General features: G+C 65.9%; 12 protein-coding genes. 8 read left to right on the top strand and 4 right to left on the bottom strand.

The window, feature by feature from the left end:
• Positions 1 to 2 precede the first annotated feature (2 nt).
• The gene (locus RT614_RS15710) at positions 3 to 659 is read left to right on the top strand and encodes a TetR/AcrR family transcriptional regulator (RefSeq protein WP_313623054.1); all 657 of its coding nucleotides are present in this window, start codon (positions 3 to 5) and stop codon (positions 657 to 659) included.
• Here the strand turns inward: RT614_RS15710 and RT614_RS15705 are convergent.
• From RT614_RS15705 to RT614_RS15690, 4 genes are all read right to left on the bottom strand, one after another.
• Complete coding sequence (locus RT614_RS15705) at positions 652 to 1,803, bottom strand: acyl-CoA dehydrogenase family protein (protein ID WP_313623053.1); 1,152 nt, start codon at positions 1,801 to 1,803, stop codon at positions 652 to 654. The two genes, RT614_RS15710 and RT614_RS15705, sit on opposite strands and share 8 nt — an antisense overlap.
• 29 nt (positions 1,804 to 1,832) lie before the next feature.
• A complete protein-coding gene (locus RT614_RS15700; RefSeq protein WP_313623052.1) occupies positions 1,833 to 2,804 on the bottom strand; it encodes a tripartite tricarboxylate transporter substrate binding protein in 972 nt (323 codons plus the stop codon).
• A gap of 273 nt (positions 2,805 to 3,077) precedes the next feature.
• Entirely contained in the window at positions 3,078 to 4,109 is a 1,032-nt protein-coding gene (locus tag RT614_RS15695; protein WP_313623051.1) for a nitronate monooxygenase, read from the bottom strand.
• Positions 4,106 to 4,927, bottom strand: a complete 822-nt coding sequence (locus RT614_RS15690) for an IclR family transcriptional regulator (RefSeq protein ID WP_313623050.1) — start codon at positions 4,925 to 4,927, stop codon at positions 4,106 to 4,108. The genes RT614_RS15695 and RT614_RS15690 overlap by 4 nt, the downstream gene beginning before the upstream one ends.
• Positions 4,928 to 5,009: 82 nt before the next feature.
• Here RT614_RS15690 and RT614_RS15685 point away from each other — a divergent pair, with 82 nt between their 5' ends.
• The 7 genes from RT614_RS15685 to RT614_RS15655 are packed head-to-tail and all read left to right on the top strand — an operon-like array spanning position 5,010 to position 12,893.
• Positions 5,010 to 6,203, top strand: coding sequence for an iron-containing alcohol dehydrogenase (locus RT614_RS15685; protein WP_313623049.1), 1,194 nt, complete (start codon positions 5,010 to 5,012; stop codon positions 6,201 to 6,203).
• 10 nt (positions 6,204 to 6,213) lie between these two features.
• Complete coding sequence (locus tag RT614_RS15680) at positions 6,214 to 7,677, top strand: aldehyde dehydrogenase family protein (RefSeq protein ID WP_313623048.1); 1,464 nt, start codon at positions 6,214 to 6,216, stop codon at positions 7,675 to 7,677.
• Between the two features lie 27 nt (positions 7,678 to 7,704).
• The gene (locus RT614_RS15675; protein ID WP_313623047.1) at positions 7,705 to 8,670 is read left to right on the top strand and encodes a tripartite tricarboxylate transporter substrate binding protein; all 966 of its coding nucleotides are present in this window, start codon (positions 7,705 to 7,707) and stop codon (positions 8,668 to 8,670) included.
• 60 nt (positions 8,671 to 8,730) lie between these two features.
• Positions 8,731 to 9,480: a 3-oxoacyl-ACP reductase FabG gene (gene fabG / locus RT614_RS15670; RefSeq protein WP_313623046.1), complete on the top strand. Its 750-nt coding sequence runs from the start codon at positions 8,731 to 8,733 to the stop codon at positions 9,478 to 9,480.
• Positions 9,477 to 9,974, top strand: coding sequence for a MaoC/PaaZ C-terminal domain-containing protein (locus RT614_RS15665; protein ID WP_313623045.1), 498 nt, complete (start codon positions 9,477 to 9,479; stop codon positions 9,972 to 9,974). The genes fabG and RT614_RS15665 overlap by 4 nt, the downstream gene beginning before the upstream one ends.
• On the top strand, positions 9,971 to 12,106 hold the full coding sequence (locus RT614_RS15660; protein ID WP_313623044.1) for an acetate--CoA ligase family protein: 2,136 nt from the start codon (positions 9,971 to 9,973) through the stop codon (positions 12,104 to 12,106). The genes RT614_RS15665 and RT614_RS15660 overlap by 4 nt, the downstream gene beginning before the upstream one ends.
• Before the next feature lie 31 nt (positions 12,107 to 12,137).
• On the top strand, positions 12,138 to 12,893 hold the full coding sequence (locus tag RT614_RS15655; protein ID WP_313623043.1) for a citryl-CoA lyase: 756 nt from the start codon (positions 12,138 to 12,140) through the stop codon (positions 12,891 to 12,893).
• Positions 12,894 to 12,900: the final 7 nt, after the last annotated feature.

Here is a 12,900-nt window from a genome sequence, read left to right as displayed (position 1 = left end):
GCATGGACAAGACCGGCACTGCCGCAACGCGGGACGACGGCGCCGAGACGGAGCGGCGGCGCGAACTGGTCCTGGCCGCGGGCAGACTTTTCAGCAAACATGGCTATGAGCGCACGACGGTGCGCGAACTGGCGCGGGCCGTCGGACTGCAGTCCGGCAGCCTGTTCCATCATTTCCGCAGCAAGGAAGAAATCCTGGTGGCGGTGATGAACAACGGCATCCAGGAAGTTATCGACCACGGAGAAAGGGCGCTGGCCACCTATGCCGCGCCCGCCGACCGGCTGGCGGCGCTGTTTCGCGTGCACATGTGGAGCATGCTGCACGGGGCCGGCGGAGACGCCATGAATGCGCTGGTGTATGAATGGCGCAGCCTGTCGCCATCCAGCCAGGCGGCCGTGAAAGTGCTTAGCGACCGCTATGAGGCGATGTGGCAATCGGTGGTGGCGGCGGCGGTCGACACGGGTCTATTTCAGGGCGACCCGCGCATCATCAAGCGCTGCGTGCTGGGGGCCATGAATCTGACAGTGCAGTGGTACAAGCCGGGCGGGCGGCTGCCCCCCGCCGAATTCATCGATGCCATGTTGCAGGCGTCGCTGCCGGCGTTGCCGGCGGGGGCGGGGGAGTGGCCGGTGGAGTCGAAGCAGGCGCGCGCTAGCTGATGGCGTTCATCCCGAGGATTTCCCGCCCGGCGATCAGGGTCTGGATCTCGGTGGTGCCTTCAGGAATCATGCCGCCGCGCGTATCCCTGAAGATCCGCTCGATCGGGTATTCCTCCGAGTAGCCCAGTCCGCCATGCACCTGCAGCGCCATGCTCGCTACCTCGTGGGCGGCCTCGGTGGCGTACAGCTTGGCAATCGAGCACGCCTGGCGCACGTCCTTGCCCGCTTCGAGCGCATGAGCGGCTCGCATGCCCAGCGCCCGGGCCGCTTCGACGCGCACCGTCATGTCCACGATGTGCTTCTGCACAAGCTGGAAGCTGCCGATGGGGCGGCCAAACTGCTCGCGCTGCCGGGCATGGTCAATGGACATGTCCAGCGCGGCCTGCGCGGCTCCGACCGCGCCCATGGCGATGTTCAGGCGCGCGGCGTCCAGCCCTTTAAGGGTACCGGTCAACGCGGCGCCTTCCACGCCGACCAGATTCTCACGCGGGATGCGCACGTCGCTGAAGCCCAGCTCAGCCGTGCCCGAACACCGCAACACCATGGTGTCGAGCTTGCGAACGTCGTAGTTGGCAAGGGCGCGTTCAACGATGAAGGTGGACAGCTTGCCGTCGCAGGTGGGGCTGAAGGTGCGCGCGACGACCATGGCGAAGTCGGCGTCGCAGCCGTTGGTGATCCACAGTTTGCGGCCGTTGATGACCCATTCGTCTCCGACCAGTTCGGCGCGCGTCTGGATGCCGGCAATGTTGGACCCCGTGTTCGGTTCGGTGAGTCCGGTGCATGCCTTGAGGCGGCCCGCCATCAGGGGCTTCAGGTATTTTTCCTTTTGAGCCGGCGTGCCATGCGCGGCAAGCCGCTTGATGGAACCATTGGTGATGTTGACGATGGTCCGCAGCGAAAGCCAGTGATAGCCCAGCTCTTCCATCATCATGGCCCACGTCGGCATGTCGATGCCGTGCCCGCCCTCGGACTCCGGCAGATTGCCGCCCAGGTAGCCGAGATCGGCCAGCCGGGGCATCAGCTCGAAGGGAAAAGTGCGCGCCTTTTCATGCTGCGCAACGATGGGAACCACTTCGCTCTGCATGAAGCGGCGGATGCTGTGCTGCAGCGCCTGCTGTTCAGGCGTCAGGTCGATATTGCTCATCGAATTTCCTTGTGTGCGGCCCGGTGCGGCTATTCCAGCTTCAGGTTGGCGCGTTCGACGAGGTCGCGCGTGGTTTCGCGGTGCTCTGCCCAGAACTTCGCGAACGCTTCCGGCGAACTGCTTACCAGCGGCGTGGCGATCCGTTCGAAGCGTTCCTGGACGACTGGCATGGCGGCCGTGGCTTCGATTGCCTTGGCCAGCTTGTCGATAATGGGTTTGGGCGTGCCTGCCGGAACCACGACTGCCTGCCACGTAGTGACCTTGAAGCCTGGCACGCCCGACTCCGCGATGGTGGGCAGGTCTGGCATGTCCTTCACGCGGGTAGCGCCGCTGACCGCGAGCGGGCGTAGCATGCCGTCCTTGATATAGGGCAGGGAACTGGAGCGGCTGTCGATCATGAACGTGAGGCGGCCGGCGACGAGGTCCTGCAACGCCGGCGCGCTGCCCTTGTAGGGCACGTGCGTGATCTTGGCGTCCAGCGCCAGCGCGAGCGACGAGGCCGCAGTGTGCGCAGAGCTGCCGAATCCCGGCGATCCGTAGGTCATCGTGGCCTGGCTATCCGCCTTGATGGCGGTGATCAGGTCCTGCATGGTCTTGTAGGGTGAGTCCTTGGGAACCACGACGACCAGCGGCGAATCCGTCAATTGCGCGACCGGCGCAAAGGCTTTGGCCGGATCCACCTTCAGGTCCTTGTACAGGTACTGGTTGACGGCGATGGTGGCCGCGTTGGTCCAAAGAATGGTGTAGCCGTCCGGCGCGGCGCCGGCCGCGGCCACCAGGGAAAGGTTGCCGTTGGCGCCGGGCCGATATTCCGGAATGACGGGTTGGCCGAGATGCTTGCTGAGCTCGTCCTGCATCATCTTGAAGGCAATGTCGGAAGGCCCTCCGGGCGCAAATCCGATCACCGCCTTGATGGGCTTGTCCGGCCAATCCGCGGCCGGGGCCGCCGTCGCGTATCCCGCGGCCAGCACCGCCGCCACGACCATCTGCGTGAATTTCATTTTTGTCTCCTGTTCTTCTGGGTAAGTGGGAACCGGCATCCGACGGCAGGCTTCTGCGGCCTCGGGCGTTTATTCGCATAGCGAATTAACAATTCGTCGAATGAATTGATATTACAGCGACGGCCAAGCCGCGTGCAATGTGTCCGCCGCGTTTCTGCCGTTTGCAGATCACGGATCGTCGACGATGGCCGGCGCGGCCGGCATAAAACAAAGCCCTGCCGGACGGGGCCGGGCAGGGCATCGAAGTGGAAGCGGCGACCGTGCCGCGAAGGGTCAGGTGCGGGCGGTCATTTGCAGGAAGCGCGTGCTGGCTCGCACGCATTCTTCCTGCAGGCGGCGGACGATGTCGGCCACGGGTTCCACCGCGCGGGCAAAGCCCACCGCCGGCCCCATGGAGAGCATGCCTTCTTCGTGCTGGCCGGCTTGATAGGCGAGGGATTGGGTGCGATCGCCGCTGATCAGATCGCCGAATTCCGCGTAGCTGCGGGCGCCGGCCTGTTCCAGGGCGGCAACCTTGCGGGCGTTTTCGTTGTCGAGGATGCGCCACGTGTCTCCAAGACTGCCCAGCACAGCCCGGGTGCCATGCGCATCAGTGGCGACCACGCGCTGCTTGTACGCCGCGTGCGCCGGGGTTTCCATTGCCGGCGTGAAGACGCTGCCCATCACCACGGCGTCCGCGCCAAGCGCCAGCGCCGCCGCGATCTGCCGGCCATGGCCGATGCCGCCGCCCAGCGCCAGCGGAAGGTGCAGTTGTTCCAGCGCATAGGCGCCGTTCAGAAAGGTGGGCAGGGGATTGCTGCCCGGATGGCCGCCTTCTTCCATGCCGACCAGGGTGACCGCGTCCACCCCCATGTTCTGCGCCGCCACCGCATGGCGTACGTGTGCGCATTTGTGGATCACCACGGCGCCGGCTTCGCGAATGTCCGGCAAGAGAGGGGTGGGCGGCAGGCCCGCTGTTTCGAACAGGCGCACGCCTTCCTCGAGCGCAATCCGCAGCCTGACCAGCATGGCGTCGTTGTGGGCGGCGCGGCGCGACAGCGTAAGGTTGACGCCGAATGGCAAGCCCCCGGACAACTCGCGGCACTGGCGCAGCGCCTGCCGGAAGTCGTCGTCTGAGCGCGAGCTGCGCGCGGTGATGAATCCCATGCCGCCCGCCCGAACCATTGCCGCCACCAGACGAGCATCGGACAGCCACATCATGCCGCCCAGCAGCAGAGGCCAGCGGATGCCGAGCAGCTCGGTGATGCGCGTGGGCCAGCGGTCGGGAACGTCGATGCCTGCGACCGGCGCGAGGGGCTGCGTCACACGTGCCTCCCCATCAGCAGGATGGGTTGCAGTTCGCGTGCCAACTGCCGCAGCGTTGGGCCGACTTCGTCGAGCATCAGCGGCCGGGGCAGAAGCGAGGCGGGGCCGCCGCAACTGACCACGTAACGCTCGTCGGCGGGCAGTTCAATGGTTGCTGCGACTGTGTTGATCTGGAAGGCGGGCCGCTCGTGGAACACGAAGCCGCGTTCGGCGTAGCCGGCGATGGCGTCGGCCATGGCTTGTTGGTCGGCCGCGTCGGGCAGCTTGCCGGACGCGCGGGCTTCGTCCAGAAGCGCATCGCGCTGTTCCTGCGAGCAGCACGCCAGGTAGGCCCATCCGATTGCGCTGTTGAACAGCGGGATGCGCGAGCCCACGCGCAGGTTCATGAGCAACGGGGAATTTCCTTGGCAGCGCAGCAGGTAGACGATGCTGTCGCCGTCGCGCCGGCCCAGGGCTACCGCGACTTGATAGCGGTCGGCCAGTTCCTGCAGCAAGGGCCGGATGACGTCCAGCGCTTCCTGGCCCGCCAGCGCGGACCCGCCCAGCGCGATCGCGGCGATGCCCAACTGCAGTTTGTCTTTGCCAGGAACCGTGGTGAGAAAGCCGGTTTTCTGCAAGGTGTGGCACAGACGCCAGACCGTGGGTTGCGCGAGGCCCGTGAGATGAGCGATTTCGGTCGTGCCCAGCATCCGGCGTTCGGCGTTGAAGCAGCGCAGGATATCCAGCCCGCGGGCAAGCGCGGTGACGAACTGGCGGTCCGGTTCGGCGGATTCTTCGGTGGTGTTGTTGGAGGACGCGCGGGGCGAGGCTCTTGACATCAGCAAGCTCCTTTTTTTATCATCAATTCACTAAATGAATTATAAATTCGCATAGCAAATTATGCAAGACGAGGAGGACGACTTGAGCGGTCAACAGGATTGCGCGCTTCAGCTTCAGGGCAGCATCGCATGGCCGGGTGTCTGTCATTGGGGCGCCGGCGCCTTGGCTCGCACGGTCATCGCGGCCGGAGCGCGCTTGAAGGCCCCGCTGGTGGTGACTGACGCCAGCACGTGGCGCGCCGTGCGTTCCACGGTCGAGGCCGCGTTTGCCGCGGTGCCCGGCCTGCAATGGCATGTCTATGACGGCGTGGTGCCGAATCCCGCAGTGGACCAGGTGCGGGAAGCGCTGCGTAAAGGCCGCGCCCTGGACTGCGCGAGCATCGTGGCCGTTGGGGGCGGTAGCGCCATCGACGTCGCGAAGGCCGCGTATGCGTGCCTGGCGGGCGGGTTGGAGGCCGACGAATTGCTGTCCCCAAAGGGGCAGGCGTGGCTGGATTCTGCATCTGTTCCCGACGGTCCCCTTTTTATCGCCGTGCCCACGACTTCAGGCACGGGAAGCGAAAGCAGTTCGGCCGCGCTGGTCCAGGCGGACGACGGACGCAAACGCCTTTACCGCTCGAACCGCATGCGTCCGTCCCTGATCGCGCTGCAACCGGACCTGACGCTGAGCCTGCCCTTGCGCCCCACCGCGCAAGGCGGGTTCGATGCGACGCTGCACGCATTGGGCGCCTGGATCAACACGGACCCCTCGCCCGTCGGCAAGGCGATGGCGCTGCACGCGCTCAAGCTGTGCCTGCGCGCGCTTCCCGCTGTTTTGCGTTCCCCGGACAGCCTGCAGGCGCGAGCCGACATGCAGATGGGCGCTTACATGGCTGGGCTGGCCATCGGCATGAGCAAGGTGGATGCCGTGCACGCCATGTGCACACCGCTGGAATCGCGCGTGCATGGGGCCCATGCGGAGGTCCTGGGCCCGATCTTCAGCGTGGTGTCGCGATACACGGCGCAAACCGCGCCGGCGCCCTATGCGGCGGCCGCGCGAATGCTGGGCATTGCGAATTCCGGCGACGACGGACTCGATGCCCTGACTTTGATCGACGCGGTCGAATCGCTGGCCCGGCTGGCGGACATTCCCTTGCGCTTTTCGGACCTCGCGCTTTCGGAGCAGGACGCCACATTGCTTGCTTCCCAGGCGATGCAAAGCGCGTCCATGCCCATCCACCCGCGGACTCTCGCGCCCGAAGAAATCAAATCCCTTTACCTGCAGATGGCCGCGTAAGGAGCCCCGCATGGATGTCATTGATTCAACCCCGTACGAGTTGCTGATCGGTGGGAACTGGCGCACAGGCGCCGAAGGCCGCACGTTCGACACCTTCAATCCGGCCACCGCGCGGGTGCTGGCGCAGGTTCACGAGGCGGACGGCGCCGACGTGGACGCCGCCGTGCAGGCGGCGCATGCCGCCTACGAAACGCATTGGCGCAAGACCACGCCTGCCCAGCGCGGCAAGCTGCTGCGCCGCCTGGCCGACCTGTTCGAGCGTGACCGCGAGAAGCTGGCCTGGATTGAAACGCTGAATGTTGGCAAGCCCATCACGCATTCGCTGGAATCGCTGAAGGGGATGCCGGCGTCGCTGGAGTACTTCGCCGGCATCATTCCCGCCCTGCGTGGCGAGACCATCCCCGTGGGCAACACGGACGTGCTGAATTTCACGATACGCGAGCCCCTGGGCGTGTGTGCGCTCATCATGCCGTGGAATTACCCGATGACGCTCACCATCAACAAGCTCGGGCCGGCCCTGGCGGCGGGCAACACGGTGATCCTCAAGCCATCGGAGGTGACGCCGCTGTCCACCATGGCGCTGGCGCGGCTCTTCGAAGAGGCCGGATTTCCGCCCGGTGTGATCAACGTCGTCAACGGTCCTGGCGCCTCCGTCGGCGAACGCCTGGTGTCCCACCCGCTGGTGTCCAGGGTTTCCTTTACCGGCGGCACCGTGACGGGCGCGCGTATATCCGCGGCAGCGGCCGGGGACGTGAAGCGGGTGACGCTGGAGCTGGGAGGCAAGTCGCCGTTGATCGTGTTCGAAGATGCGCCGCTGGACAAGGCCGCCGCCGTGGCGGCGGGCGACATCATCAAGAATTCCGGACAGGTGTGCATCGCCTGCACGCGGCTGCTGGTTCAGGAAAGCGTGCGCGCCGAATTCGTCAGCCTGCTCCAGCAGCGCCTGGACGCGGTCCGCATCGGATCGCCCACGGATCCCGCCACCGAGATGGGACCGCTGGTCAGCGACGTGCAGAAGCAGCGCGTCGAACACTACATCCGGCTGGCGGGCGAAGAGGGCGCGCAGCCGGCGCGCCACGGCAGGATGGCCCTGGAAGGCGACACGGCCAATGGGTTCTTCGTGCCGCCGACGTTGTTGCTGAATTCGCATGGACGCATGCAGTCGGCCCAGGACGAGATCTTTGGCCCGGTGCAATCCGTGATCGGCTTTCAGGGCGAAGACGATGCGCTGCGCATTGCCAACGACACCCGCTATGGCCTGGCCGCCGTGGTCTATACGCGCGATGGCGGCAGGGCATTGCGGATGGCGCGCGGCCTGCAGTCGGGAAGCGTGGCCATCAACACCGGCCTGCGCACGTCGTTCGACGCGCCCTTTGGCGGATACAAGCAGTCGGGTGTGGGCAAGGAGCGCGGGCTGGAAGCCGTCTATGAAAACACGCAGCTCAAGAATGTCAAGTACGACACCTCGATCTAGCGGCGCCGGGATGGACAAGGAGACAGCATGAAACTCATCGGCAAGCTTGCCTGGGCGCTGGCCGCCTGCATGGCGGCGGGTGCGGCGCAGGCGGAATGGCCCGACAGGCCGCTGCGCATGGTCATTGGCTTTGCGCCTGGTGGCGCATCGGACATCGCTTTCAAGATGGTGCAGGATGAACTGTCCAAGAGGTTGGGACAGCCCGTAGTGCCAAGCTACAAACCCGGGGCCAACGGCAACATCGCCAACCAGGCCGTCGCGACCGCGGAACCCGATGGCTATACGGCACTCTGGGCCAACATCGGGCCGCTGGCGATCAACACCTATCTCTACAAGGGCGTGGAGCTCGATCCCGGCAAGGCATTCGTGCCCGTTACGCAGTTGACGGATTCGCCGCTTGTGGTCGTGGTGCCCAAGGATTCGCCTTTCCACACCATGCAGGACCTGGTGGAGGCGGCCAAGAAGCCTGACGCGTCGCTGTCGTATGGGTCGGCGGGCCATGGCAGTTCCATGCATGTGGCTGGCGCCGCGCTTGCGCTGGCCGTTGGCGTTCCCATGACGCATGTGCCCTACAAGGGCAGCGCGCCCGCGCTTCAGGATCTGCTGGCCGGGCGTCTTTCGTTCATGGTGGACAGCCGATCGACCACCGCCTCATTCATCCGGGAAGGCTCGCTGCGCGCACTGGCCGTCAGCGGCGACCAGCGCGTGGCGGACCTGCCCGATGTGCCTACCGTGGCCGAGTCCGGCGTGCCGGGCTTCAAGGTGACGACGTGGCAGGCGGTCGTCATGCCTGCCGGGACGCCCCAGCCCATCGTGGACAAATTTTCGGCAGCGCTGCGCGAGACGCTGCAGATGCCGCAGGTGCGCGAACGCTTTGAACGCATCTACACACCTCTCGTGGGCAGCACGCCAGAAGCCTTTGCGGTGTTCTGGGCCAAGGAAAGGGCCGATGCCAGAAAGCTGGTGGAACAGGCGCGGCTGCAGGTTGATTGAACGGCGGCCGTCGGAACCTCCGGCGGACAGCAATCTTGAAACTCGAATGGAAATGGCAACATGGATCTGGAACTGAACGGTTGTACGGCATTCATCACGGGCGGCGCGGGCACGCTGGGCATGGCGATGGCCAGGCGCTTCCTGCAAGAGGGGTGCAATGTCGTGGTGTGCGACGCCAACGAGGAGGCGATCGAATCCGCGCGCAGTGCGTTGTCCGGCCTGGGCGGCGAGATCATGGGCGTGCGCGCCGACGTGACGAACAAGGACGACGTCGGCCAGGCCGTGCAACAGGCGGCTGACCGGTGGGGCAAGGTGGACATCCTGGTCAACAACGCGGGTTTTGCCCGCGACCGCTATCTGACCAAGATGTCGGAGGAAGACTGGCACGCCGTGCTGGATGTGACGCTGCTGGGCGCATTCCATTGCTCGCGAGCGGTGTTGCCGCTGATGATGGAACATCGATTCGGCCGAGTCATCAATATCGCGTCGCGCGCCCATCTGGGAAACCCGGGGCAGACCAACTATTCGGCGGCCAAGGCCGGGCTGATCGGCTTTACCCGTTCGCTGGCGTTGGAGTCGGGCAAGTTCGGCATCACGGCCAACGCCGTGGCGCCCGGCGTCATTTCCACGCCCCGCATGCAGCAGCGCCCCGACTTCGACGAACTGACCGAGCGCGCAAAGTCCAACACGCCGGTTGGGCGGCTGGGGGATCCCGCCGACGTGGCTGCGACCGTTGCCTTCCTGGCGTCGCGGCTGGCTGGCTTCACCACGGGCGAGACCGTGCACGTGACCGGAGGGCGTTACGCATGAGCATCCCATTCGATCTGGACGAACACCTGGGCCGGCGCCTGTATTTCGAGGACCTGGAGTCGGGGCAGTCGTGGGAAAGTCCACGCCGCACCGTGACCGAAGCCGACGTGGTGCAGTTCGCCGGACTGTCCGGCGACTACAACGCCCTGCACACGGACGCCGTGTTCGCTGCCGGGCATCCGTTTGGCCAGCGCGCCGCCCACGGCTTGCTGACCTTGGCCATCGCGTCGGGATTGACTACGCGCATGCCGGTGTACCGTCTGATGGACGGAACCCGGCTGGCCCTGACCGAACTGCGCTGCCAATGGCGCAAGCCCGTATTCATCGGCGACACCTTGCACGTCGTGCTGCGCATCGGCGACAAGGCGCCCTCGCAGTCGCTCCATGACGCCGGCCGCGTGACGATGTTGCGCACCGTGAAGAACCAGAACGGCGATGTCGTGGCCGAGTCGGAATGGACGACGCTGATGAAACGCAGAGAGGTGGCGGCATGAGCACAAGCGCGTCTTCGTTCGACCCCAACGTCCGCTTCGACGATCTCGTGGCGCTGACGCGTCCTCGGTCGGTGATGATTGTGGGTGCGTCGAGCACGCCCGGCACCCTGGGTCACACGACCGTCGTCAATGTGCTGCAGCACTCGGACTTTGATGGCGAGGTCTACCTGGTCAATCCAAAGGGCGGCGAACTGTTCGGCAAGGCCTTGCATCCCAGCGTCGCGGACCTGCCGGTCCAGGGCATCGACGTGGCGCTGCTGCTGGTGCCTGCCGAGGCGGCGGTGGATACGCTGCGCGCGTGCGCGCGGCAGGGTGTGCGCTACGTCATCGTGTTCACGGGCGGCTTCGCGGAACTTGGCGACGCCGGCCGCACGGTCGAGGCGGACATGCTGGCCGTGGCCCGCAGCGCCGGCATGCGCCTTTATGGTCCGAACTGCGCTGGCATGACGATGCTGGCGCCACGTTTAGGACTGACTTTCTCCACCGAATTCCGCAACGACGGGCGGACCGGCAAGCTGTCGCGCATCGGCCTGGTCACGCAGGGAGGCGGCCTGGGGCGTTCGCTCATGCAAGGCAACGAGCGAGGCGTGTGCTTTTCTCGCTGGTTCTCCACCGGCAACGAGCTCGACCTGGATAGCGCGGACTTCATTAACTGGCTTGCGCACGATCCCGGCACTGACCTGATCTGCACGGTGCTGGAAGGCATCGGAAGCGGCACCCGGTTCATTGCGGCCGCGGCTGCCGCGCGCCAGGCGGGCAAGCCGCTGATCGCGCTGAAGATCGGGCGTTCGGAGTTCGGCAAGAAGGCGGCGCAATCGCATACGGCGTCGTTGGCCGGCGAAGACGCGGTAAACGACGCGGTGTTTTCCCAGTACGGCGTCATCCGCGTGGAAGACCTGGACGAGATGTTGGATGTGGCCGGCCTGATATCGCGTGTTGGCGTTCGCAGCCTGCGTCGCATCTGCGTGTATTCGTCATCGGGCGGCGCGGGCGTGCTGTCGGCCGACAAGGTCGGAGAGGCCGGGCTTGCCATGGCGCATCTGGCCGACGAGACCGTGGCCGAGATGGCGCGTCACGCGCCCGCCTATGCGGCGCTGACCAATCCGGTTGATTTGACCACCAAGGCGCTGGTCGATCCCGAACTGGCCAGGCGTTGCCTTGCCCCGCTCTTCGCCGACCCGGGCGTCGATGCCGTGCTCTATCCGATCACGTCCAACTATTCGGCCAGCACGGAAGGCCTGGTGCGCAACATGCTTGATGTCGCGAAAGGCGGCGGGAAGGCGTTCGTGCCCGTCTGGATGAGCAGCCGCCGAGGGCCCGCCCACGATCTGCTGATCCAGGAGGGGTTTGCACCCGTCTACAGCCTGCGCAACGCGATGCATGCGCTCAGGCGCGTCAGCGCGTATGCGGCGTTGCCAGCCGAAGACACGCCCGAAGCGCCGCCCGAGGGGCTGCCGCGTGCGGCGCCCGCTGTTGCGCTGCCGTGCAACGAGGCGCAGGCAAAGGCGCTGCTGGCGCAGTTCGGCGTGCGTGCGCCTGCGGAGGCTCAGGCGGGCACCGCACAGGAAGCAGCCGCGGCGGCCCGCCAGATCGGGTTTCCCGTTGCCCTCAAGCTGGTGGCGGGCGGCGTACTGCACAAAAGCGATATCGGCGGCGTGCAACTGCGGTTGCGGAACGAGGACGAGGTGCGCGAGGCATTTGAGCGCATTCTGGCGAACGCCACGCGGCATGGGGTGCCGGCGCATGCCATCCGCGGTGTGCTGGTGTCCGAAATGGTGGTGGATGGCGTGGAGATGCTGGTAGGGGTGCACCGGGACGCGGTCTTCGGGCCGGTGTTGAGCGTGGGCGCTGGCGGCGTGTGGGTGGAAGTGGATGCGGACGTGGTGCGTTGCCATCTGCCCGCCAGCCGCGCGCGGATCGAAGAGGCGCTGGACAAGACGCGCATCTCGCGGCGGCTTGCCGGTCATCGCGGCCTGGCGCCGCGGGATCGGGCGGCTCTGGTAGACGCGGTGCGGCGTATCGCGGCCCTGTTTTCCGCGCTGGGCGATGGCGTGCAGTCGCTGGAGGTGAACCCGCTGGTGGTGCTGGATGCCGGACTAGGGGTGGTGGCGTTGGACGCGGTCATCGAATAGCGGGTCGGAATAACAATCACGGAGATAGCAGATGTTCGACAGCAAGATCGGCGGCGGCGACGCCCACTCCATCCTGGTGCGGGGTCATGACCTGGTTCACGACCTGTTCAACAGGGACTTCATCGACGTATTGGCCCTGGAGTTGCTGGGTGAATTTCCCACGCCCAACCTCAAGCGCATGCTCAATCTGTTCCTGGTCAGCGCGACGGATCACGGGTTGACGCCCAGCGCGTTGTCGGCGCGTCTGACCCTGCATGGCGCGCCGGAGGCCATGCAGGGGGCTCTGGCCGCAGGCCTGCTGGGGGCGGGCAGCCGGTTTTTGGGAGTAATCGAGTACGCCGCGCGCTTCCTGCGCGATGCCTTGCCAGTGCAGGAAACCTATACGGATGAGGAACTACACGGCTATGCCGAGGATTGCGTCAAAGCCAACAAGGCGGCCAAGCGCAAGATCCCCGGAATAGGGCATCCCATCCACGTGGACGGCGACCCGCGTTGCGAAAAGATGTTCGAAATCGCCAAAGACTGCGGCTATTACGGCAACTATTCGCGTTTCGCCGTGGAGTTGGCCGCGGCCGCCGCCCGGCAGTCGGGCCGCAAGATTCCGCTGAACGCCACGGGCGCCAAGGGGGCCATCGTGCTCGATATGGGATTGACGCCCGAACTGGGCAAGGCGCTGACGATGATCGGGCGGTCGGTGGGGCTGATGGCCCACATCATCGAGGAACAGAAGAACCCGATCGCCCAGAAGGTATGGGACATGGCCAGCGGCCATGCCGACGCGGGCTGAGCCCGGC

This window comes from Achromobacter sp., assembly GCF_032102605.1.
GTDB lineage: Bacteria > Pseudomonadota > Gammaproteobacteria > Burkholderiales > Burkholderiaceae_B > Achromobacter.
This window is presented reverse-complemented; position numbering and strand designations above follow the sequence as displayed.